Source organism: uncultured Polaribacter sp., assembly GCF_947503855.1.
In the GTDB taxonomy this organism is placed as follows: domain Bacteria; phylum Bacteroidota; class Bacteroidia; order Flavobacteriales; family Flavobacteriaceae; genus Polaribacter.
Genome location: NZ_CANNFF010000001.1, coordinates 181,280 through 206,613 on the forward strand (window position 1 = coordinate 181,280; position 25,334 = coordinate 206,613).

General features: G+C 29.5%; 20 protein-coding genes. 5 read left to right on the forward strand and 15 right to left on the reverse strand.

All coding sequences use genetic code 11. The features are described 5' to 3' along the window. Positions 1-51 precede the first annotated feature (51 nt). The 3 genes from Q0662_RS00710 to Q0662_RS00720 form a co-directional block, all read right to left on the reverse strand. Positions 52-1,662 carry a T9SS type A sorting domain-containing protein gene (locus Q0662_RS00710; RefSeq protein ID WP_298946052.1) on the reverse strand — a complete coding sequence of 537 codons (1,611 nt, stop codon included), beginning with the start codon at positions 1,660-1,662 and terminating at the stop codon, positions 52-54. A gap of 150 nt (positions 1,663-1,812) precedes the next feature. Then, a complete protein-coding gene (locus Q0662_RS00715) occupies positions 1,813-3,075 on the reverse strand; it encodes an FAD/NAD(P)-binding oxidoreductase (RefSeq protein WP_298946054.1) in 1,263 nt (420 codons plus the stop codon). Between the two features lie 160 nt (positions 3,076-3,235). Further along, positions 3,236-3,829: a methyltransferase domain-containing protein gene (locus Q0662_RS00720; RefSeq protein WP_298946056.1), complete on the reverse strand. Its 594-nt coding sequence runs from the start codon at positions 3,827-3,829 to the stop codon at positions 3,236-3,238. Positions 3,830-3,921: 92 nt separating this feature from the next. On the opposite strand from Q0662_RS00720, the gene nadA reads away from it, so the two are divergent. Both nadA and nadB read left to right on the forward strand, forming a co-directional pair. After that, positions 3,922-4,917: a quinolinate synthase NadA gene (nadA, locus tag Q0662_RS00725; RefSeq protein WP_298946058.1), complete on the forward strand. Its 996-nt coding sequence runs from the start codon at positions 3,922-3,924 to the stop codon at positions 4,915-4,917. 4 nt (positions 4,918-4,921) lie between these two features. Beyond that, positions 4,922-6,505 carry an L-aspartate oxidase gene (gene nadB / locus Q0662_RS00730; RefSeq protein WP_298946060.1) on the forward strand — a complete coding sequence of 528 codons (1,584 nt, stop codon included), beginning with the start codon at positions 4,922-4,924 and terminating at the stop codon, positions 6,503-6,505. Between the two features lie 53 nt (positions 6,506-6,558). On the opposite strand, the gene trxA is transcribed toward nadB, so the two are convergent. The 7 genes from trxA to Q0662_RS00765 form a co-directional block, all read right to left on the reverse strand. Next, entirely contained in the window at positions 6,559-6,855 is a 297-nt protein-coding gene (gene trxA / locus Q0662_RS00735; RefSeq protein WP_298946062.1) for a thioredoxin, read from the reverse strand. A gap of 12 nt (positions 6,856-6,867) precedes the next feature. Then, positions 6,868-7,863: a DUF3365 domain-containing protein gene (locus tag Q0662_RS00740; RefSeq protein ID WP_298946064.1), complete on the reverse strand. Its 996-nt coding sequence runs from the start codon at positions 7,861-7,863 to the stop codon at positions 6,868-6,870. 50 nt (positions 7,864-7,913) lie between these two features. Beyond that, positions 7,914-8,546, reverse strand: coding sequence for a Crp/Fnr family transcriptional regulator (locus tag Q0662_RS00745; RefSeq protein ID WP_298946066.1), 633 nt, complete (start codon positions 8,544-8,546; stop codon positions 7,914-7,916). A 107-nt stretch (positions 8,547-8,653) separates the two neighbouring features. Beyond that, positions 8,654-8,788 (reverse strand): hypothetical protein, encoded by a 135-nt coding sequence (locus Q0662_RS00750; protein WP_298946068.1) that lies wholly within the window; start codon positions 8,786-8,788, stop codon positions 8,654-8,656. 65 nt (positions 8,789-8,853) lie between these two features. Beyond that, positions 8,854-10,197 carry a TolC family protein gene (locus Q0662_RS00755; RefSeq protein ID WP_298946070.1) on the reverse strand — a complete coding sequence of 448 codons (1,344 nt, stop codon included), beginning with the start codon at positions 10,195-10,197 and terminating at the stop codon, positions 8,854-8,856. Then, the gene (locus Q0662_RS00760; protein ID WP_298946072.1) at positions 10,184-13,447 is read right to left on the reverse strand and encodes an efflux RND transporter permease subunit; all 3,264 of its coding nucleotides are present in this window, start codon (positions 13,445-13,447) and stop codon (positions 10,184-10,186) included. Before Q0662_RS00760 ends, Q0662_RS00755 begins: the two co-directional genes overlap by 14 nt. Positions 13,448-13,451: 4 nt before the next feature. Continuing rightward, positions 13,452-14,564, reverse strand: coding sequence for an HlyD family efflux transporter periplasmic adaptor subunit (locus Q0662_RS00765; protein WP_298946073.1), 1,113 nt, complete (start codon positions 14,562-14,564; stop codon positions 13,452-13,454). Positions 14,565-14,782: 218 nt separating this feature from the next. Between Q0662_RS00765 and Q0662_RS00770 the strand changes: the two genes are divergently transcribed. Genes Q0662_RS00770 through Q0662_RS00780 form a run of 3 tightly spaced genes read left to right on the forward strand, consistent with a single transcriptional unit; the run spans position 14,783 to position 17,183 of the window. Next, on the forward strand, positions 14,783-15,949 hold the full coding sequence (locus Q0662_RS00770; protein ID WP_298946075.1) for a peptidogalycan biosysnthesis protein: 1,167 nt from the start codon (positions 14,783-14,785) through the stop codon (positions 15,947-15,949). 4 nt (positions 15,950-15,953) lie between these two features. Beyond that, positions 15,954-16,820 (forward strand): acyl-CoA thioesterase II, encoded by an 867-nt coding sequence (locus tag Q0662_RS00775; RefSeq protein WP_298946076.1) that lies wholly within the window; start codon positions 15,954-15,956, stop codon positions 16,818-16,820. A 15-nt stretch (positions 16,821-16,835) separates the two neighbouring features. Continuing rightward, positions 16,836-17,183, forward strand: coding sequence for an SdpI family protein (locus Q0662_RS00780; RefSeq protein WP_298946078.1), 348 nt, complete (start codon positions 16,836-16,838; stop codon positions 17,181-17,183). Positions 17,184-17,199: 16 nt separating this feature from the next. On the opposite strand, the gene Q0662_RS00785 is transcribed toward Q0662_RS00780, so the two are convergent. From Q0662_RS00785 to Q0662_RS00805, 5 genes are all read right to left on the reverse strand, one after another. After that, a complete protein-coding gene (locus Q0662_RS00785) occupies positions 17,200-18,690 on the reverse strand; it encodes a phosphoethanolamine transferase (RefSeq protein WP_298946080.1) in 1,491 nt (496 codons plus the stop codon). After that, positions 18,674-19,696 (reverse strand): acyltransferase family protein, encoded by a 1,023-nt coding sequence (locus Q0662_RS00790; protein WP_298946083.1) that lies wholly within the window; start codon positions 19,694-19,696, stop codon positions 18,674-18,676. The genes Q0662_RS00785 and Q0662_RS00790 overlap by 17 nt, the downstream gene beginning before the upstream one ends. A gap of 66 nt (positions 19,697-19,762) precedes the next feature. Then, entirely contained in the window at positions 19,763-22,246 is a 2,484-nt protein-coding gene (locus Q0662_RS00795; protein ID WP_298946085.1) for a TonB-dependent siderophore receptor, read from the reverse strand. Further along, positions 22,247-22,969 (reverse strand): DNA repair protein RecO, encoded by a 723-nt coding sequence (gene recO, locus Q0662_RS00800; protein WP_298946087.1) that lies wholly within the window; start codon positions 22,967-22,969, stop codon positions 22,247-22,249. Further along, positions 22,970-25,303, reverse strand: a complete 2,334-nt coding sequence (locus tag Q0662_RS00805; protein ID WP_298946089.1) for a hypothetical protein — start codon at positions 25,301-25,303, stop codon at positions 22,970-22,972. Positions 25,304-25,334 lie beyond the last annotated feature (31 nt).

The window sequence follows — 25,334 nt, forward strand, 5'->3', positions numbered from 1 at the left end:
TTTTTTTATTAAACTTATCTTGCTATAAAACAACGAACAATCTTATTAAAGTTATTGTTTAAGTAATTTTTGCCTAATCGTTTTATTGTTATTTTTAAAAACCAATATATATTCACCAGAAGCTTCTTTAGTTAGATCTAAAGAAACTTTTTTTATTCCAATTGTATTTTTTAAAGTGATGGTCTTTATTTTTTTCCCTATCATATCAAAGACTTCGATACTACTTTTTTCTGTATTTGGTATAAAAACCTCCATAGAAAAAAGGCCTAATGATGGGTTTGGATATACTTTTACATTATAAATATTGTTTAATTTAAGTGCAATCTCACTTGTATTTAATGTTGATTTTTTATCGATAAATACTTTAAAAGCTAAATTACTTGCAGAACTTTGCGAACCGTCATTAATAAAAAAAATATTTTCTTGTGTACTTTCTATTCCTCCAAAAATATAACCAACTAATGTTTTGCCTTCTTGTAAATTATTCAAATCTACAATTTCATCAGACACATAATTAGTTTCATTATGTAATGGAATAAACTCTGCTCCAGAACCTAAAAAAGTTGGCATTTCTATTCCTAAACTACTTTCTTCCATAGTGCCATCATTAAACCTAGATACTTTACTTATGGTTTTTACAAATGGTACATTATCATCTTGTATTAGATTATTATTGGCATCTAATTTATATTGACTCAAACCTCCAAAGAATAAGGTGTGCATTGTATTATTTTCTTCATCAAAAACAGGAATTTTTGCACTGTGATATTGACTTAAATATTGGTTAAAAGTATTATTAACAGTGTAACCAGAGGCTGTAACATCTACTGTATTTAACCAAGGCAAATTAGCTGTATGCTGAAAAACGCCACTAAACATGGTAAAACCTTCTGTACCATCTGGAAAAATTTGATAAGCCATATTGTAGTCTCTTCTATGTAAATTATTAGTATCTTGTTGTGCCGAATAATTTACAATACTTAGGTTCGTACCATCATCATTGATTTGAAAGGTTCTAATTTCATCTGTATATTTTTGAATAAATCCAGGCCCATTACTTGGTCCTTGGGGATTATATCTACCTTCAAAATATTGTCCTCCACATAAATAAAACACATCGTTTAACAAGCCCAATTGTCCACCAGTTACAGCAAGATTTGTATCGGTAATTTGTCTAAAAAAAGACGTAATACTTGTATTATTTATAACTGCATTAGCTAAGCCATCAATATTTACTGCTGTTAATTTATCGTAAGTAATATGGTCATTTTGTGTGGCACTAAAACCATATCCACCAATAATATACAAGGTGTTACCTCTTTGTAAAAATTCTTGATTTGTAGATTGTAGTTGCTCAAATAATGATGCTGGTAAAACACTTATTGAAGTACTCCAGGTTTGCTTTGCTACCGGATCTATTACAAATACATTTTTATTATTATCATTTTCTAAAAAGGAAGCAAAAGGCTGCCTTTGATGCAAACCGTCAATTCTACCTCCAAAAACCACCCATTTCCCGTCAGAAGTTTTACCCCATGAAAAAGAATGAACACTTGGGGCATTTGTAATTTCTAATGGCTCTATTTGAACTGTAAACTGATCTTGAGATAAACTTGAACTTATTATTGAAATTGAGAATAGAAAGGCAACAATAATTTTCATAATGCTAAAGTAATTTTGAATTTGTCAAATTTCTAAAAAGCAGTTATTACTTAGTGCAACTTTTGTTACATAAAAAAAGCTGTCTGAAAAGTAGTGAAATTTATGATACTTTTTAGACAGCCATGATCTGCTATTAATACTTTGAGTATCTTATACTTCTTTTCCTTTCATCATTTTATTCCAGTATAAGTATGGAAGTCCGTATTTTTTTAGCATCCATAAACGCCAATGTTCTTTTTCGCTATTAAAAACTAACATTTGTTTAAGTTTTGGATCTGGGATAAAATTATTATCGTAATCAAATTCGGCTAAAATCATTTTTCCGTATCCTGTAACTAAAGGACAAGAAGAATAGCCATTATATGATTTATTACCTTTTTTACTATGTGCTATTAATTGCAATATGTTATCTGAAACTACAGGTACTTGCTTACGTATTGCAGCTCCGGTTTTTGCTGTTGGCAATGCTGCAACATCACCTAAACCAAATATGTTAGCAAATTTATTATGCTGTAAAGTATTTTTATCTACATCTAACCAACCTGCATCATTAACTAATGGTGATTCTTTAACAAATTTGGGTGCTGTTTGAGGTGGTGCTAAATGAAGCATATCAAAAGGCATTTCTATAATAGACTCGCCAGACATGGTTTCCTTTAGCTCATTATCTTGATTAATAATACATGTGTTTTCTCCTGTTCCAACAACTTTAAAAGTAACTATTTGATTTGCGCCATCAATTTTAATTGGCGCATAAAATGGTTTAAAATGAATACCATATTTACTTATAACTTGCATTAAACTTTCTCTTATTTCTTTAACACCAAAAATTACAGAACCTGGTGTTGCAAACACCACATTTGATTTATTTTTAAGTCCATTTTTCTTAATATAATCTGCTGCTAAATAAGCTATTTTTTGAGGTGCTCCACCACATTTAATTGGTGTTGTTGGTTGTGTAAATACAGCATTTCCGCCTTTAAAACTCTTTAATACTTCCCAAGTGTGTTTTGGATCTGTATAATTACTACATACCACGCCTTTTCCTAAAGATTCTGTTAAACCTTCTATTAAAGAAGTATCCATTACTAATCCTGGAGATACAATTAAGAAATCATAGGTAATTGCACCGTTTTCTTTAGTTTCTACAGTGTTGTCTTCTGGTTTAAATACGGTAGCATAATCTTTTATCCAGTCTGCTCCACTTGGCATTACAGAAGACATAGAGCGTCTTGATTTTTCATAATCATACGTTCCTGCACCCACTAAAGTCCAAGCAGGCTGGTAGTAATGCCATTCTGCAGGTTCTATAATACCTATTTCTAGTGATTTGTTTTTAGAAAGTAAATTGGCAGCAGTCATAATTCCTCCTGTTCCTCCTCCAATTACTAAAATTTGATAGTGAGATTTCATTTTTATTCTTTTTAGTTATTAGTTAGTAATCTAGATGACTAAAAATAATAGGCTTTTAAGAATTTTTATGTAACTTTTGTTACAAAAGACGATAAATTTTAATTTTTTAATACATTAAACACTCTTTTTTTATTAAAATATAAAAAATTTATGAGTATTTTTAACATTTATCTAGCCTAAAGAATAATTCTCTTCCTACTCTTGGTTGTATAGAATTGTATGATTCTTCGATTATAGTAATATTAAAATAAGGTTTAAAGTGGTTAATATACTCTTCCTTACATCCACCAAATGGAGGTTTATCTGTATTTAAGGGTTCATTAAATAATAAACCTACGACTTTTCCATTCGTATTTAATAACTCAAAAGCCTTAGCTGCATAAGCTGCTCTCAATTTGGGGTTTATTGCACAGAAAAAGGTCTGTTCGATAATCAAATCAAATTGATTGTCAACATCAAAAAAATTAGCATGAATTAACTGAGAATCTGGAAAATCTGGGACTCTTAATTTTATATTGTTTAAAGGTTGTTTAGCAATATCTACTACATAAACATTATGAAATCCTTTATTAAAAAGATACTCAGCCTCATAAGAATTTCCACCTCCAGGAATCAATATTTTTAGTTCTTTGTTCTGTAATTGATCAAAATAATTTTTTAAAGGTGGAGATACTTCTCCTAAATCCCAACCAATTTTGTTTGTTTCGTATTTATTTGTCCAAAAATTTTGGGATAAATTCAACATTTCTTGCATAATAGTTATAATTTAATAGAATAACTCTAATCATTTTCTTACCAATAAAATAGAGTTTATATTTGTATATTAGTTAAAATTAAACAATTTTTATGGAAACTTTAAGCGCTGCTAAAGAAAAACTTAACGAAAAAGGTTTTTTAGATATCGAAACTCCTAATATTAACTATGTTAAAGAAATTCTTCGATTAAAAAAAGAGAAAAACGCAGTCTTATTAGCTCATTATTATCAAATTGATGAGATTCAAGAAATTGCAGATTTTGTTGGAGATAGTCTAGCATTAGCACAGCAAGCTGCTAAAACAGATGCAGATATAATTGTTTTTGCTGGTGTGCATTTTATGGCAGAAACTGCTAAAATTTTAAATCCTGATAAAAAAGTTTTGTTACCCGATTTATTAGCAGGTTGCTCGTTAGCAGATTCTTGTCCACCAGAAGAGTTTTCTGCTTTTAAAGCAAAGCACCCAAACCATGTTGTTGTAACCTACATCAACTGTTCTGCAGAAATTAAGGCTTTAAGCGATTATGTGTGTACCTCATCTAATGCTAGAAAAATAATTGATGCGATTCCTAAAGAGCAACCTATTATTTTTGCTCCAGACAGAAATTTAGGTGATTATTTAAACAAAGAAACTGGAAGAGAAATGCTACTTTGGGATGGAGCATGCATGGTTCACGAAGCTTTTTCTATGGAAAAATTGATTGATTTGTACAAAGAACATCCAGATGCAGAATTAATTGCACATCCAGAATCTGAAGCGCATATGTTAAAAGTTGCCAAATATATTGGCTCTACTTCTGGACTTTTAAATCATGTTAGAAATAGCGATAAAAATAAATTTATTGTAGCCACAGAAGCTGGTATATTGTATCAAATGATGCAAGAAAATCCAGATAAAACCATTATTCCTGCCCCTGCAAAAGAAGATAATACTTGTGCTTGCAGTGAATGTGCGTATATGAAAATGAATACGATGAAAAAATTATACTTGTGTTTAAAACACGAGTTACCTAACATTGAAGTAGCTGCTGAATTGTGCCAAAAAGCTATTGTACCCATTCAAAGAATGTTAGAAATCTCTAAATAACAATATGCCTTCTGAACAAAAAATACTTACTACCGACTTTTTAGTGATTGGTTCTGGAATTGCAGGATTAACCTTTGCTTTAAAAACAGCAAAAAAATTTGAAGCAGCTAAAATTACCGTCATCACTAAAGATGAACAAAGCGAATCTAACACCAAATATGCGCAAGGTGGTATTGCCTCTGTATATAACAAAACTGTAGATACTTTTGAACAGCATATTAAAGACACTTTAATTGCAGGTGATGGTTTATGTGATGAAGAAGTAGTAAAAATGGTGGTTGAAGATGCACCAAAAAGATTACAAGAATTAATTGATTGGGGGGCTCAATTTGATGAAAATGAACAAGGAGATTATGACTTAGGTCGTGAAGGTGGACATTCTCAAAACCGAATTTTACATCATGCAGATATTACTGGAGCAGAAATTGAACGCACTCTATTAGCACAAATAAATGCACAACCAAATATTGATTTTTTAACATATCATTATGCCATTGACTTGATAACAGAACATCAAGTTAAACAGAAAAAAACCAAAAGAAACTCTAAAGTTTCTTGTTTTGGAGCCTATGTGTTAGACATAAAAAAAGATAGCGTAAAAACCATCATCAGTAAATTTACCATTTTAGCTGCTGGCGGTAATGGCCAAGTTTATGAAACCACCACAAACCCTACAATAGCAACTGGAGATGGAGTTGCCATGGCTTATAGGGCTAAAGCTGAAATTTCTGAAATGGAATTTATTCAATTTCACCCAACAGCTCTATATAACCCAGGAGAATATCCTGCCTTTTTAATTTCTGAAGCAGTAAGAGGTTTTGGTGCAAAATTAAGAGATTTTAATGGTAATTTCTTTATGCATAATTATGATGAACGTGAAGAATTAGCATCTAGAGATATTGTTGCAAGAGCAATAGATAACGAACTTAAAAAAAGCGGTAAACCTCACCTGTATTTAGATTGTACACACTTAGATATGGAAAAATTTGCGGCGCATTTTCCAAACATCACCAAAAAGTGTTTGTCTTTAAATATTGATGTATCTAAAGATTATATTCCTGTGGTACCAGCTGCTCATTACATTTGTGGGGGCGTAAATGTGAACAAAAAAGCAAAAACCTCTATAAAAAAACTATATGCTTGTGGAGAAATTACTAGAACTGGTTTACATGGTGGAAACAGGTTAGCTTCTAACTCTTTGTTAGAAGGTTTGGTGTATGCACATAATGCCTTTAAAAATGTTTCTAAGAAGTTTAACAAGGTAAAATTACCTGAAAATATTCCTGTTTGGAATGATAGTGGTCTGAAAAAAAATATGGAAAATGTATTAATTTCTCACGCTAGAAATGAGGTTAAAACCATTATGACCAACTATGTTGGTATTGTACGTTCTAATGAACGTTTAAATCGTGCAGAAAAACGATTACGTGTTTTATACGAAGACAATAAGCGTTTGTATGATTATTCTGAACTTTCTATGGATTTATGTGAATTGAGAAACCTAATTACAACTGCGTATTTAATTACTCAATTCTCTAAAAAAAGAACAAAAAATTGTGGTGGATTTTATAGTTTAGATTGTATCTAAAGTAAAAAAGCACCTGCATACACAAGTGCTTTTAAAATCAACTACTAGAAAAACTAACTAAAACTATTTAAAATTCTAATTAACTCATTTTTTTGTACAATTCCAGATTGTCTCCAAACTTGTTTCCCTGCTTTATAAATTATTAATGTTGGCACCCCTCTAACTTGGTATTTTGTTGCAATAACTTGGTTTTTATCAACATCAATTTTAAGAATTGCAACTTTATCTTGCAATGTGTCTTTTACTTCTTTTAAAATAGGACTCATCATTTTACAAGGTCCACACCATTCTGCAAAAAAATCTACTAAAACCGGTTTTTCTTGATTTATTATTTCTGAAAATTTGCTCATGCCAAAGAACTATTATTTACTGAATGAAACATTCCAAATTCCACGAACTTGGTTTAAACTATAGCCCAAAGCTTTATCATTTGGGTATAATTTTTTTAAGGCAGCAAGTGTATTTACTGTAATATCTGTTTTAGGTGTACCATGACATTGCAAACACATACTATTTGTTTTTATAGGATAATATACATTTACGTGATTTGAAGATTCTACAACTATGGGTTTTGAATCTTTGTTTGTGGCTACATCTTTTTTAAATGAATTAATTATTTTTAGTTCCTCTACATTGGCTGCATTTTTAGGGTTTCTAGGTTTATCTGATACTCTTTTGATTGTTGCATTGTGATAAACAGACATACTATCTGTTAAAGGATATGCTTTTACATTACAAAATTTTAATGCAGCTAAAGTGCCTTCTTTTTGAATTTTACCCATTAAATTTTTACCTAAAACCGCTTTTGTAGAAAGTACATATTGCAAACCTCTTTCTGAAGTTGGTAAATCTTTTAAATTTTCACCCATTTTATGGTTTTGCCTTCCTTTCATTTTTCCATTTCCCTTTCCTTTTCCTCTTTCTTCATTAAAGTGAGACTCAAACCATTCTGGTTCTTCAATATCATTCTCAAAAATGTAATCAGCAATTTTTTTAATATCGTCTGCTGCAAAAGCTTGTTTTGGCATTACTCCAAATCTTTTAACAGCACCTCTCATTTTTGCAGCTTCTTTGGTTGGATTTTTTACAAAATTTTGTACAGATTTTATAAACTCTTCTTTAGTGGTTTTAGAAGATATGTAGTGTTTCTTAATAGCTACCATGGGCGGTGCAATTCTATCATCATGCGAAGCAGAGGGACTATGACAAACATAACATTTGTTTTCCATAAGTTTTCTACCTTCATGTTGTTGTATGTTTTTTGCAGTTGCCACATTCTTTTTAGAATAAGTAGGCCTGTTAGTATCTTTACAACTAAAAAATACTGTAAATGCTAAAAGTAATGTAAGTAATCTCATCTTTTTTTTACAAAAATAAGATGTAGCTTTCTTGTCTACAGTAACCTAAGTTACAGTTCTAAAACTTTTATACTGTTTCTAAAAAGCTGAATTTTCTCTTCGTTTTCTAGCTTTTTTAACAACCTAGAAATTACAACTCTAGAGGTATGTAAATCTTCTGAAATTTGTTTATGAGTTACTTGCAAAACATCATTATGTGTAACCATAGCTTTGTCTTTTAAGTATTTAAACAAACGCTCGTCCATTTTATAAAAAGCAATGGTATCTACTGCTTGCAAAAGTTCTTCTACTCTATTATGGTAGCTTTGTAATATAAAAGATTGCCAAGTTTTATATGAAGTTAACCAGTCTGCCATTTTTTCTTTTGGTAATAAAACTAAAGAAACATCAGTTTCTGCAACTGCTCTAATTTTACTTTTGGTTTGTCCCATACAGCAAGACAATGTCATGGCACAAGTATCTCCTTTTTCTAAATAATAGAGTACTAATTCTTCTCCTTTATCGTCTTCTCTAAGTATTTTTATAGCACCCGATATTAGTAATGGCATAGACTTTATATAATCTCCTAACTCTATAATTGTGCTCTCTGCCTTAAATTTTTTTGTAATGCCTATTTTACTTATTTCTTCTAACAATTCTTTTTCGAATAAATAACCGAAATTGGCAATCATATCTGTATTCATCTTAAAACTATTTTAAAAGATAAATTTACAGAAAAGTTATCTAACTAGAGCATAAAACACAAAAAACCCAAGTAGATACTTGAGCCTAAAAAATACGAACCAAATTATTATTTTGTGGATTTCTTATCGCTATTCATCAACAAGAATATTGCAGCAACTAAGCCAATTACTACCAATACAAATACACCAATCATTATTGTACCATTTGTCCACGAAACTAAGGGTGTGTTTAAAAATTTCATCTTTTCTAATTTATTGGTAAAATTAAAATGAATGACTTTTTTATACTATGACAAATATCAGTTTTTTAAAAAGTTACATTTAAAATATCTCCACTCAACTGTAAGAGTTGCAATTCAATTAATTTGGCATCAAATTTAGCATTGTTATAGGCTGTTTTTGCATTAATTAAATTAATTTGAGCTTGTCTAAATACTATAGAAGTTACTTGCCCTAATTTAAAACGCTCTTGTGTTCTATCAAAGTTATTTTGTGTAGTTAACACGTTTTGTTCTTGTGCTTTTAATATAAAAAGTTGATTATTGTAGTTTTCCCAAGTGTTTTTTAGGGTGTTTTTAATAGTAACTTTTTGTTGCTCTAATAAAATTTCTTGATTTTCTAATGCAATTTTAGCGTTAGCAACTCGTGTTTTTGTGGTTCCACCATCAAAAATATTCCAAGATAGAGTTACACCTGCATTTAAACCATCAGAAGTTATTAAGCGCGCACCAAAAGGATTTACTAAGTTTTCATTTTCTGTTCTATTGAATCCATAAGAGGCATTAAAGTTTAACGATGGAAAATAATTTGCCTTGTTTATTTTGATGTTAAACTCGCTTATAGCAATGTTTTGTTCGTTTTGTTTTAACAAACTATTGTTTGCCAAAGTTTTTTGTTCTAGCTCATCAAAAACTAACATTTTATTAAAATCGACTTCAGTTTCTACAACATAGTTTACGTCTTTTTCTACTCCTAAAACTACGTTTAAGCCTCTTTTTGCGTTACTTAATTGTTGTTGTGCAGTAATTAAAGAGATGCTATCGTTATTTACATCTACTTCTGCGTTTAACATTTCTAGTTTTGTAGATTGCCCATAATCATATTGATATTTGGCTCTTTTTAAACGTTTTTTAGAAATGCCTAAAGCTTCTTTTAAATTATTGGTGTTTTCTGATAAACGTGCAATTTGAAAATACAAAGTAAACAACTGTAAATAGGTGTTTTCTATGGTTTCTCTGGCTTGTAACTCTGTTAAATTATAAGTTTCTTTTAGTTGTTTGTAGTTGTATTTTCTGCCCAAACCATCAAAAATAGTATAATTTAAACCCATAGATGCATTGTAGTTTTTAGTTACTACACCATTACCAACTCTTTCAGAATCGTTACCAGTTTGTGGATCTGTAAAAACAATTTTTTGATTGTTGGTTCTATAATCTGCGCCAGAATTTAAAGTGGCTGTTGGTAAATATCTAGTATTAAAAATACTGGTATTATTTTTAGCAACTTCTAAATTATTGTTGGCAATTTTAATACCGAAATTTTTTTCTAAGGCAATTTCTAAGGCTTCCTTTTTAGTTAAAATTTCTTGAGAAAATCCTTGGAAAGCAACAAAAACTAAAAGGTATATAATGCTGTTTTTATTCAATTTCATTTGTACTATTTTTAGCATTTATATTTAAAGGTTGTTCTGCAGCAGGCAATTCTTCTATATCATCTTCATCATACGCTGCTTCTATAATAGCTCTTTCTACTTCTTCTTTGGTGATTTTATTACCTGTTTTAAGCCACTTTATATGTACTTTAATTTTGTTAGAAGCTGCCAACATCATAGGTAACATAACCAGAGTTAATACTGTTGCAATGGCAATACCGTATGCAATAGAAATTGCCATAGGTATTAAAAATTGTGCTTGTCTACTTTTTTCGAAAATTAACGGTGCTAAACCGGCAACTGTTGTTAAAGAAGTTAAGAAAATAGCTCTAAATCGAGATTGGCCTGCTTTTATCAAAGCTTCATCATATTTAAAACCTTCTTTTAAATAATTGTTGAATTTACCAATTAATACCAAGCCATCATTTACCATAATTCCTATTAGAGCTATAATACCTAAAAAGGATAAAATACCAATTGAAAAATTATGAACATAATGCCCCCAAATAACACCAATCATACTAAAAGGTATCATTAAAATTAGTAGAATTGGCTGGCTGTAAGAACGGAATGTAAATGCAATTACAATGTAAATTAATAACAAAATAATTGGACCAACTAGGTTTACAGAATCTGTTGTTTTTTTAGCTTCTCTATTTTGCCCTTCATACAAAGGTGAAACAGTTGGATATTTAGACAGAATTTCTGGCATAATATTGTTTTTAATATTGTCTAAAATTTCTGTTTCACTGGTTTCTAAATCTTTTAAATCTGCAGTAATTTGTATTTCTCTTTTCCCCTCTAAATGATTGATAGCAATATCTCCTCTTTCTATGATATACGTTGCAATTTCAGAAAACGGAACCCTAGAGCCATTTGGCGTTACAATACGCATATCATCTAAATCGTTTATAGAAGATCTGTCTTTTTTATCGTAACGAACCCACACTTTAATTTCGTCTTGACCTCGTTGAAAACGTTGTGCTTGAAAACCAAAAAAACCTGCACGTACTTGAGACATGATAGACTGTAAATTTAGTCCTAGTAAATAAGCATTGTCTTTTAGTTGTATACGAACTTCTTTAATTCCTGCAGGATCGTTATCTGTTACGTCTTTTAGTAATGGGTTGTTTTCTAAAATTTGTTTCAGCTCATCTTTAACTGCTTTTAGCTCTGTAATGTTATTTCCTAAGAGAGAAACTGCAACTGGACTTCCTCCAAAATTACCACCAGAACCAAAAACCAAACTTTCTACACCATAAACTTTTCCTACTAATTTTTGTATTGCATTTGTAATTTCTGGTGATGAAAAATCTCTAGTTTCTCCAGGTAAAAGGTTTACACTTAATGTTGCATTTGCGCTTCCTGGACCAACTCTTTTTATTACGTTTTCTACCACATCTGCATCTCCAGTTTGCTTTGCAGAATATTCTTTATTTACCACCCAAACTTTTTCTTCTATCATAGAAATGATAGAATCTGTAATTTTTTCGTTGGTGCCTTGTGGCATGTTTAAAGTAATTTGCACTCTATCACTAGCAATTCTTGGAAAAAAAGAACTTTTAATAATACCACCTCTTAAAGCAGAAAAACTTAAAAGTAAGGTTGCTACAAACAAACAGAAAACAAAGATTTTATTGTTTAAAGAAAACTTTAAAAAAGGTACATAATAATTGTCTCTAAATTTACCTAAATACTTATCTGCACCTTTATTTATTTTTGTAAAAAAAACATCTATTTTATTATTTTTTTTAAGGTGACCACTTTCTGATTTTTTTCTATCTAAAGCCTTAGAATGTGCAATATGTGCTGGTAAAATAATTAAAGCTTCTACTAAAGAAACTGTTAGTGTTAACAATACAATAGTAGATACTTCTCCAAAGAAACTCCCAATTCTACCATCTACAAAAAAGAAGGTTGAAAAAGCGATAATTGTGGTTAAGATTGCAGAAACGATTGGTGGAATTACTTCCATTGTACCATCTATGGCTGCTCTAATTTTAGATTTTCCTAAATCATAATAATGATGATAAATATTTTCTCCAATTACAATACCATCATCTACCAAAATTCCGATAACAATAATCATCCCAAAAAGAGACAAAACATTGATGGTTACATTAAATTGGGCTGCAAAAATAAACATCCCTAAAAAAGCAACTGGCAAACCAAAAGCTACCCAAATTGCCAAGCGTAAGTTTAAGAAAAGTGCTAAAAAGAAAAGTACTAAGAGTATACCTGAAATTGCATTTTTAGTTAGTAACCAAGTTCTATCTTTTAAGGTTGTACTTCTATCACTAGTAACACTTAATTGTACGTTTTGTTGTTGTTGATTGTATTTGTAAATGTAGTCTTTAATTTTATCTGCAGAAGATATTAAATCTTCGTTATTGGTATTGCTTACAGTAATATCTATCCCTAAATTTCCATTATAATAAAGTCTGTCTGGGTTTTCTGACCAAGTATCTCTTAAAGTAGCAATATCTTTTAACCGAATAATATTTCCGTTAGTTTCTGTTCTAACAATTAAATTTTGCAACTCTATACCATAATAAGAACGGTTACTTGCTCTAATTAAATAATCTTCTTCTGCTGTTTTTATGTTACCTCCTGTAATTAAAATGTTAGAGTTTCTAACAGCATTTGCCACTTCTGTAAACGATAAATTATAGGCACGTAAATCATTTTCACGTACAGCAATTTCTATTTCTTCTTCTGGAAAACCAGAAATTTCTACCTGAGAAATACCCTCGATACTACGTATATCGTTTTCTACATTTCTAGCGTATTGCTTTAAAGCTTTTAAAGAAACATTTTCTCCACTAACGGTAAAACTAATGGTAGGCCTTATGTTTTCTACCTTAGCAATTACAGGTGGTTCCATGCCAGATGGAAAAGAAGGAACTCTATCTACTGCATTTTTTACATCTGATAAAACAATGTCTATATTTTTTCCTTTTTCTACTTCTACATTTACGTTTGCAGTGTTTTCTCTTGAAACAGAGGTTACTCTTTCTACCCCAACAATCCCTTTTAAATTGTCTTCAATTTTAAGCACTACACCTTCTTCCATCTCTGCTGGTGATGCTCCTGGATATGCCAAGGTAATTCTAATTAACTGCGAATCTACCAATGGAAAAAAGGAAGATTTCATGCTAATAGCACCAATAATACCAAATACAAAAAAGGCAAAAACAATTACATTTACGGCAACATGGTATTTAATAAAATAGGCAATTATCTTTCTCATATAATTACTTTTTATTAGTTTTTACAACCATACCATCAAATGCGCCAGGTAAAGGTTGTGTAATAATTTTGTTGTTGTTTTCTAAGCCTTTAATAACCACATTTTCTGCGCCAAAATAAACAGGGTTTATAGTAGTTAAAGTTAAAATACTATCGTTTTTTACAGTATAAACAGCAGCATTATCTACCAATAATTTTCTAGAAATTTCTATGGCCTCTGGTATTGATTTTGCAACTAAATTAGCTTCTAAAAACATACCTTCTTTTAAATCTGGATGTTTTACATCTATAAAAGCTTTAATAGTTTGCGATACTTGATCTACACTACCATTTACACGAACTACTTTACCAGTATATTTTTTTGTTTTTTCTAAGTTGGTTAAGTCTACAGAATTCCCCGCTTTTAATAAATCTGCATAAGCAGCATTTACAGAAACTTCTAACTCGTAAATACTTGGATCTATAAACTCTCCTAATTTTTGTCCAGATCTAACCAAGGTTCCTGGGCTTACTAAAGCTTCTGTTAAAACACCAGAATAAGGAGCTCTTATTTGATATTTAGTATACCTAACTTCTAAATTTTTTACATTGTAATATGCTGTTAAAATACCGCTACCCGAAATAAAATATTTTTCTTTATCAGTAGAAAAATTTGGCAGTTTAGGCACAGATTTATTAAGATCAAAACCATTTAAATAGGTTTGCCATTTAGAAAACTCATCAGGATAATCTAACCTAATATCAGGCATAATAGCCGTTATTAAGTTGTATAAATTACTTTTTTGAGATTGTAAACTTGCGTAAAACTCTTCGCTATTAATACTTAAAAGTGTTTCACCTATATCATATTTTGTGCCTGGTTTAAATGCTTTGTTGGCTGTTTTTAAAACACCTTGTACTTCAGAAAATATTTCTATTCTATTTTTTGCAGTTAAATTACCACTTGCAGTTAAAATAACAGGAATGTTTTTGTTTTGCACGTCTGTTATAAAAACAGTTTTGATTTGCTTTTTAAATTTTGGTTTTGGTTTCTGATTTTTAGCTACAATATAATTACCTAAAAGTATAGCTCCTATAATAGCTAAAACGCCAAGTATGGCAAGAATAATTTTTCTCATAAATTTATTAGTTGTACTCGATTGTATAAATCGAATAAATATTTTTAATTGTTACAAAGATAGTTTTTTAGAATTTTGCCCTACTTAAACACTTAAAGCAACTTTGTTAAAGAAACGTTATAATTAGATAATATATTCTTAAAAACCTTACAACCACAAATTATAAACTAAAAGCCTTATTTTAGAGGTTTGTAATTTAACTAATTTAGTATATAAATTTGATTTCTTGTAAGCCTACAAATACAGCTTTATTTTTTACTTCTATTGATAAAATTCCCCAAAAAATTTGGGAAACCTTAGATTGTGAAAATAATATTTATTTTCATAGAGATTTTTTAAAGTCAATTGAAAAAAATCATCCAAAAATTACATTTTCTTATATTGTTTTGGTTGATGAAAACGAAACACCCATTGCTTTTTCAACCATTAAAATTATTAACTTTTACATACATGCATTGCAAAACGATTTTGATTTTTTAAAAATTTTAGGCAGAAAACTTGGTATATTAAAAGAAAACAAACCTTTACGTTTGTTAATTTCTGGTAATACTTTTGTAAGTGGAGAACATGGATTATTTATTGCCGAAAATCAAGAAAAACAAAAGGTTATTTTAAAATTGGCAAAGGCCATTAATCATTTTGTAAAATCGAATGCTACCTTAAAAAATAATATCGATGCATATTTACTAAAAGATTTTACAAATGAATCTTTATTTATAATAGACGAATTAAAAAAAGTAAGTTACAATCCGTTTTCTGTAGAACCCAATATGCTATTAAAAATAGATGAAAATTGGCAAAATTTTGCAGATTATTTGGCTGCTATGAAAACCAAATTTAGAGTAAAAGCTAAAAAAGCCTTTAAACAAAGTGCTGTTTTAAACATAGAAAACATTACAGCAAAAAATATTGAAACAACCTTGCCAGAAATGACAAGTTTGTATAAAAAAGTAGCTGAAAACTCTAATTTTAATTTGGGTGAATTTAATTTAGAAACCTACATTGATTTAAAGCAACATTTTGGCAAGAATTACATTTTAAAAGCCTTTTATTTAGAAGAAAAGCTTGTGGGTTTTATGTCTGGAATCATCAACAATAACAATTTAGATGCACATTTTGTGGGGATAAATTATAAATGGAATAAACCATATGCAATTTACCAAAGAATGCTATACACCTATATAGAAATTGCCATAGAACGTAAATTATCTAAAATTAATTTTGGCAGAACTGCTAGCGATATTAAAAGTTCTGTAGGTGCTGTGCCACAAGATTTAACGATGTATCTTCGTCATAAAAAAAATATTACAAACAAAATATTAAAGTTATTTTTGCAAAAGATACAACCAACGCCGTTTCAACAAAAATTTCCATTTAAAAATTAAAAAAATGCAAACAAGTACAGAATTAATTGCACTTTTAAACTTAACTGATGTAGGAGAAAATAATTTTAGCGGAGAAAGTTATACCATTGGTAGCCCCAATGTTTTTGGTGGGCAAGTATTAGCACAAGCAGTAAACGCAGCGTATAGAACCATACCAGAAAATAGGTTTTTACACTCTTTACATTCTTATTTTTTAGAAGCAGGAGATTTAGCTGTGCCAATAAATTATCATGTGGCAGAAATGAGAGATGGTGGTAGTTTTTCTACAAGAAGAGTTACTGCAAGCCAAAAAGGAAAAACAATTTTTATTTTGGCTGCCTCTTTTCATCAAAAAGAAGATGGTTTTGAGCATCAAACAACTTTTAATAAAAAAATAAAACAACCCGAAGAATTATTAAGTTGGGGTGATATGTTAGATCAATTTGGTGATTTTTTACCAAAATCTACCAAAGCTTTTTTAAGTGTAAAAAGACCTATAGAGTTTAAACCTGTTAGAGTTCCAAATCCGTTAGACCCAAAAGATCTTCCTGCTAACGAGCAAGTTTGGTTTCGTTTAAAAGGAAGTTCTAAGAATTTAGATTACAGAACTAAACAAGAAATATTAACCTATATTTCTGATTACAATGTTTTAAATGCAGCTTTTAACCCGAATGCTAGCAAATATAATTTTAGCAATACTCAAACGGCAAGTTTAGATCATTCTATGTGGTTTTTTAGAGACTTTAATTTTGATGATTGGATGCTTTTTTCGGCAGAATCTCCCAACGCATTTGGTGCAAGAGGATTGGCAAAAGGTAATATTTATACTAGAAAAGGAACCTTAGTAGCTTCTTTTGCTCAAGAGGGATTATTACGACCTAAGAAGCAGTAAGCAAAACAAAAAAATATGAGTGAATCTTTAATTTATGTAACAACTACAAACGGATTGTTGTTTTTATTAAGTATTATTTTTTGGAAATTTCCTCCCAAAAAAATTAATGGTTGGTATGGTTACAGAACACCAAAAGCAATGGAAAATCAACAAATTTGGGATTTTGCCAATAGCGTTTTTAATAAAAATCTATTAATTTATGCTGGTATTTCTTTTTTAGCAGGTTTGTTTTTTGCCAATTTTACCAACAAAGAACTTTCTTGGCAACCCATGCTTTTAGTACTTTTATCAATTTTAGTAAGTATTATTAAAACAGAACGTGCTTTAAATGATAATTTTACTGACGAAGGAAAAAAGAAATAAAATTAATACTTATATATTATTTAAAAATACTTTGCTCTTTTTTATATTTAAAATTTTCTATTCCACTAATATCTAAAATACTATGAAACAGAAAATCGGTTGAAATAGAATCTTGTTGTTTCAATTTTAATTGGTTAATTTTTAAAGGATAGTTATCCCTAAAATTATCAGAATACCAAACCAGCATTGCAGGATTTGTAGATGCTTGATGTTTTTGAGCATGAAACCATTTTCCATCTTCTCCAAGAATTTCCCCATGATCTGAAAGATAAATTAATATTGTTTTCTTAGACGATGTTTTTAATTTTTCTATTAATTCATTTAAAAAGAAATCTAAATATAAAACAGTATTATCATAAGAATTCATCAATTCTTCATTCGTAGATGATCCAATATATTTACTTGAAGTAATTGGTTTAAAACGCTCAAACCTAGAGTCAAATCTACTATTATAATACCAATGACTACCAATCATATGAATCGTAGAGATTTTATTTTTTGTAGAAGTGTTATCAATAGAGAAATTATCTAATAAACTTAAATCTTTTTCTTTTTTAAAACTTAAAACAGAGTGAAATTTATCAATAATTGTAACTGATTTATTAGTGTAAACTATGTCTTTATAGCTTTTTTCAATAGATTGATTTCCTATCCACTCAGTTGAAAATCCTGCCTTTTGAAGTACACTAAACAAACTTACACCTGCTTTATTGTTTTTATCGTAAATAGAGTTATTTGTCAATATTTGAGGTACACTTATTGCTGTATAAGTTAGTGGTGTATAAACTTTACTAAAAGAAATTATTTGTTGTTTTTTAGAAAGTAAAGGATTTGTATTTCTATGGTATCCATTTAACGATAAGTGATCTGCTCTAAGAGATTCACCTAGGACAAAAACTATTTGAATATTTTTTTCTTTAGATTTAACAGGCTCTTTTACTTCTTTTAATTTTAAATTCGGTTTCTTAAAATATTTAATAATTCCAAAATAAGCATTGTAGGGGAGTTTTCTTTTAAAAGCACCATACTTATATTTTTCAACTAAAAAAAAAGTAGAAATAGCAAGAATGGCAACTAAAAAAAGAGGGGATTTAATGCTACTTGAATTTAATTTACTAAATTTTTTCATATAATAGAACAAACAGATTAAAGAGACTATTAAATACATTAAAAACTGTAAACTAAAAACATCTATGGCTATGTCTATATTAGATTCAACAATTGCTTGAATCATTCCTAGATCTATAGTAATATCTTGTGTGTAAACCCAAAAAGATATTGAAACTAATATTATAAAAAGTATTGGAAATACTATTTTAAAAATTTTCTTAAACGAACTTAATACATAGACAAAACCAAATACTGAAAATTGTAGCAGTAAAAAATGAATAAAATAAATAGAAAAAGCTTTTAAGTTGCCATATGGAATATGAACATAGGATGCAATGGTTATAAAAACTGCAATTAAAAGATTTAACCCGAGATGAAATTTAATTTCTTTTTTCATAAAATTTTCTTTTACCATTTAGAATTGGTAGTTTTTTATTAACCATTAAAATTATAGGATATAATAATATTAATTGCATTATTGTAAGAATTATTTTTTCAAGTTCATTAAAATTGAAAGATTTTGAACTCCAAAATAGTAATAAAAGAAGTTTTATAAATGTCATTGTTCTATTGTGAAGCGCTAAAACGGGAATTGTATTTTGCCCAAAAAAGGTTAAAAACTTTATTTTTTTTAGTCTTCTAAAGAACAAAACCCAAAAGGAAATTCCGATTACTGCGTTTACGATAAAGAAGAAAATATTACCATATTTTGACCTAAACATATCTACATTTTCCGAAAAATTTATAGCGCATAGTACATAAATTACAAGAAGTGTAAATAACAATAAAGTTTCATATTTTATCTTTTTGTTTTTAAACAAAAAATCTCTTGAATAAAATCCCAAAGAATAAAATGATAACGAAACTAGAGCAACATCTGCACTCCAAACCAAATTTACATCAATTACTTTAGTAATTAAGAATCCTATTGTAATGAACGTTAATAAAAGTATAACTTGATGTGTCATCTTTTTTACTGATCTCACTAATCCAAAAAAAATAAAGCTCAAAAAAATAGCAGGTAAAAACCACATTGTAATACCCCAATTCATATAATCATGACCACCTTGGGCAAAAAATATTCCTAAAAAATTCTTTGTTACACTTAAATCTAAGTGAACAGAATCTCCATATTTTCTACCCACAAAAAACCAAAAGACAAACAAAAAGAAGCTCCACAAAAAATAAGGTACTAAAATTTGTTGTGCTCTTTTTTTTATTATACTTAAAGTTAAAGAAGGTGCTTTAGGATGAAAAAAACCTGCAATAAAAAAGAATAAAGGAATTCGAAAACTATCAATATAAATATCTATAAAAGGTAAATTGTGTCCGTAAACAACAAGAATAATACTAAACCCCTTAAGTTGATCTACCCAATTTATTCTCTTTTTTGAAGTTGTCATACTGTATTACAAAAACAATTATAAATTTACTTTCTAAATGGTTATAAAAAAATTAAAATACAAAATTTAAAAATTAGCCACAAAAGAAACAGATAGATTTCTTCCAGGTGCTGCAACCCCAGAAGCAAACTCTATGTAATGTTTGTCTAGTAAATTATCTAATCTTGCTTGTAGAGAAAAATTAGGATTTACCACATATCTTCCATTAAAACCAACAGTAAACCAACTTGGTGAGCCGAAATAAATAGCTACTTCTTCAGTAGCATTTGCATTTACAATGGGTGTTAAATCATGATTGTCGATACTTTCTATAATATTAAAGTCCTCAATATCTTTCTTACAATTAAATCTAAAATCTGCTCCTAACTCTAATTTATCCTTTTTATAACTTACTAGAAATTGACCAAATAAAGGCGGAATTGATGACATTGGTTCTTCTGTATCATAACTTCTACCTTTTGTGTAGGTGATAAATCCTGAAGTATTCCATTGATTAGACAACTTCCCTAAATAATTTAAAGTATATCCCCAAATGTATGCAGTACCCTTATTTTGATTAGAAACAGCATTACCTAAATCACCATCGAACTCTACTTGTTTTATGCTACCATCTGTATTATATACAAAATCTCTTTGTATGTAATTATCTAATAATGTGTAATAAACATTGGCACCTATTCTAAATTTTTTATCGTTAAAAAACTTTAAAATACTAAACTCTCCATTGTAAGCGAATTCTGGTGTAACAGAAATATTAGGGATGGTAACATTTCCAGCTTTTTCTCTAACTCTTCCAATATCATCTATATTGGGTGCCCTAAAACCCGAAGAAACCACACTATTTATTTGCCAATTTTTATTGGGTTTGTAAACATAACCAGCTGTTGCAGTAACTGCAGAATGATTTGCAGAAATATCTTTATCTTCAAACTGAAGAAAAGTTTCGTCTATCCAACTTGCATTTAGTTGCGTATTTGTAAAACGGATGCCTGTGTTTAACGTAGCTTTTCTGCTAATATCTTGTCTGTAATCTACATATACAGCAGAACTTAAGTAATTACTATTACCATCTGGATAACGAGATTGTACTTTAAAATCGTTGGAAAACCCATTAATTTCTCCGTTTACAATTTTTAATTCTTTTCCATAAGAATTAGAAGCCACATCGTTATAAGCTATCTCAAAACCATAAGATAAATTTCTGGTTTTATCTGTAGTTAAAGGCACAGAAAAATCGCCATTCAAACTAAAAACATCTACAGATTCTTCTCTGTAAGACCTGTTTAAACTACCAAATTTACGCTGTATTCTACTTTCTTGTAGGTTTTGGTAAGCTGCAGTTATACTTCCTTCTTCTAACCAATTTTTATGCGGATTTAATATTAATTGTGTAGATGCTAAAAACCTATTTTGTGGTCCATAATACCATTCTGCAAATTTTAAAGAAGAGGTATCTGTTAGGTCTGTTAGCTCCATTAATCTATCAAACCTTGGTATGTCTGATGATGTTGAGTATTGTAAATTTACGTTTAAGTCTGTGCTTTTAGATAGAGGTACAAAAAACTTTTGTAAAACATCTGTTTGATTATAGCCTGAATTTCTTAGTAAATCTGGATTCGTATTTTTTGTGGGACTTGCTTTATAATTACCATGTAAATTTTCTGAATAATAGTAAACCCTACCCCAATTATCAAAGCCATGAGAACGATTTTTACCTGCCATTAAATCGCCAAAATCACTGTATGAAATACTGGTTAAAGACGCCCATTTTTCTCTTCTAACCTCTGCAGTTACATTGGTTGTAATTTCTTGATTTACAGAAGAAAATCTAGAAAAAAACTGACTTTTTACTTCATTTTCATCAGAAAGTCTAGGTGTTTTTGTGTAATAATGAATTACACCTCCTAAAGCGTCAGAACCATAAATTACAGACGATGGTCCAAAAACAACTTCTGTCTTTTCTAACATATTTGGTGTTACAGTAATAGCATTTTGTAAATGGCCTTTTCTGTAAATAGCATTGTTCATTCTTACACCATCTAACACTAGTAAAACCCTATTAGACTCCATACCTCTAATTACAGGACTACCACCACCAAATTGAGATTTTTGCACTTTTACACCAGGTATTATTGCCAATAAATCTGCCGATGTTTGTGGAGATACTTTTTGAATCTCTCTAGCATTTAATACCGCAATTTGTTCTGCAATTTTGCTAGACTTTTGGTCTTTTTTAAATAGAGAAATTACGATTTCATCTAACTGTTCTGATTCTTTGGTTAGATAAACTATATTATTAGTTGCTAATATGGTTGCTTTTTTAATTCTTAGAACAGCATAAGAAAGATGAGAAAAAACAATAATTTCGTTTTTTCTAAAGTCAGAAATATCTGCAAAACCATTATTTGTAGTAGTATTTATAGTTTGTAGATCATTAAAAACACTAACATTTCTAATAGTTTTACCAGTTTGTTTATCTACAACTTTTACGTTTTGGCTATAAGCCAAACAACTAACAAAAATGCTTATTATAAAAAGGAATTTTTTCATTTAACTAAATACTGTTTCTAATATTTGTAACGATTTTGGTTTTCTAAAACCGTCCAAATGTAATTCAAAATATTGTATGATGATTTGTAATACCATTTGCCTTTCTGTTTTACTAAAAGACACGTTTTCTATAGCATCAAAATTTATGCCTAACAGCTTTTTAAATTGATAAAATTTGTTACCTGTAATTACATTTTTGTTTGTTGCTGATTCTGAGAAACTTCCATTTAATAAATCGAAACCCATTTTTTCTTTCTCTGATAAATCTGGATAAAAACCAAGGTATTTTGAGGTGTTTAATAAAAACAATAAATGAAAATTGGCTATTTTATCATGTACATCTAACCAAATAAGTGCCGTTTCTAAATAGCTATAAAAGCCTTCGTTCTTTTCTTCTTCTTGTATACTGCTTGCTAAAACTTCAGAAATAAATAATACTACAGATTGTTTAACAATATCTTTATAAATAGTTTTATAAGGATTTAGTATTTGTACTTCTTTTAGGTTGTTTAACGTACTTTTATTATTGTGATTTGCAACAATAGTTAATTGGGTAAGTGGTTGAAAATAAGCTATTTTAATTCCTCCTTTTTTAGCTTTTAAAATACCTTTTATGATGTAAGATTTTAAACCTTCTTGTGCTGTGTAGCATTTTACAATTAAGCTAGTATCACTATACTTTAGTGCGCTTAAAACAATTGCTTTGGTGGTTACAATTGCCATTTAATTTACAATGGCAATTTTAGTAACTGAGGTTTCAGAAGCATCGTCATTAGAAAGTAAAACAATGTACACACCAGATGCTACACTTTTACCCGCTAAATTTTTCTTATTCCAAACTACTTTACCTCCTTGTAATTCTTGTCCTTCTACAACATTGGTTTCGTAAACCAAATTACCTGCTACATCTAATATTTTTACGTTGGTTCCTTTTGGCAAATGTGTGCCATTTCTACCATCTATAGTTACCGTTGAATGATTTATTAAAGCTGGATTTGGGTACGCATAAACATCACCTAAAACATCACCAAAAGGTGCTACATTACTATTGTAGGCTACAATACCTTTATTTGTAGCAAAAAATACTTTACCATTTGTATCATCAATAGCAATTTTTACAATCTTATTTGATGGTAAAGGCGAATTTTTTTTACTAAAATTAGCTATAGTTGTTTGTCCACTTGGGTTTGTATACAAAACACCACCATTATCTGTTCCAAACCATTTGTTATCTGCACCATCAACCTTAATAGAATTTATTGTTTGGTCTCCTAAAAGTCTATCTCCAAAACCATCTTCATTTACGTTTACAACAATTGGACTTGCATTGGGTGTAGCATCATCAAAAATACCAGAAGCATTTTTGTAAACTACCAAACCAGATTTGGTTCCTAACCAAATTTGGTTGCTTCTATCTACAGCTACTGTTCTAACAGTTCCATCTGGCAAATTACCTAAATTTGGTGTGGCAATTAACGATTTTTTTCTATTTCCGTTTTCGTTAAAAACAAAAGCTCCATTGTTTCTAGAACCATACCAAATACTATTGTTTCTATCTACAATCATTTCACTTAAACCAAATGCAGGATTTGTTTTTACAGAACTCATATCAATACTAGACCATTGCTCATTTGCAGAGAGTTTTTTTAACTCATTGGGCACTCCAATATTTGTAACCCACAAATTACCTTGAGAGTCTAATGCTGTACCACTAATTCTAATAGTTACTCTATTTGGATCTAAAGCAACAATATCTTCTAAAGGACTATTTAAGTGATTGTAAAATGTTGTAATTTGATCATTTTCTACTACTAAGAGACCTCCTGTTAGAGGTGAATTAACCTTTCTTGTATCTCCAAAAGAACTTATATAAACTTTGTTTTCTGCATTGGTATCTATAGTTATATGACTTAAATCTGTTAAAGGAAAATCTGGATTATATTTTGTATTAATCCAACTTTCTCCATTAAAATGACTAAAGCCTTTTCTATTAAAAGAAGGTCCAAAAACAGCTGAATATCCACCATAAACCACCCATAAATTTTTGTTATGTGCTGCAATAGAAAAAGCTTCATTAGAAAGCGGTCCTTCTGGATGAATTTCTAAAAAATTTGTTGGCTCGGATGCTGTAACCGCTAAAACACCTAATTCATTTGTACCTAAATAAGCTAAATTATTTTCGAAAAAAGCTGTATTTAAGGTAAAAACTGTATTTGTATTTGATTCAAATTGTGCAACTTGATTCATACTTGCACCTAATATAACCGCACTATTATTTAAGGCAATTGCTAAATTTGTTGTGGAAGGTTTTAGGCTTTGTATGGTTTCAGAAAAACTATTTATGGGTAATATTGTAGTTCCATCAAAACGGAATAAGGTATTATTTTCTGCAAGGTACACTGTGTTATTAAACAATGCAATATTGCTAAATTTTTTGGTAGGAAAAGCTTGTTGCCAGTTATTAAAATCTATTAAAACACTATTAGTTGCATCTGCAGTAAAAAGGCCGTTTTGTGTTGCTGCATAAATAGTATTGTTAAAAACAATTGTTTTATTTATTTGTATTGATAATGAATTAGCTCCAATAAAATATGTGTCTCCAAATTCTAAATTTTCTATATCATACACTACAATTGCAAAAGGCGTTGCTAAATAAAGTTTGTTGTTTAATTCGCTAATATGAATGATGCTTTTTTCTCCAGATTGATTAAAATTTACAATATCTGATGAAATAGTGATGGTACCATTATCATCTACTACTTCTACCAAACCATTTTGATAACCAATTACCAGTCTTTTAAATTCCTTATTGTAGTGTATTGCAGTAGTAGTTTCTCCAGACAAGCCTTGTACAGAAGATAGTTTCGAAATTTCGCCATCTGTGGTATTATAAGTAAAAACAGCATTGTCTGAAAGCGCATAAATAACATTATCTACTTTTACAAAATCTTTTACATTGTTGTAAGAATAAAAATCTTCCCAAGAAGTACTATAATCTGTTTGTGCAGAAATAGTAAATGAAAGTATAATAAAAAAAAATAAAAAGTTATTTTTCATTTTTAAAATTTATATCTCAAAGATATTTATT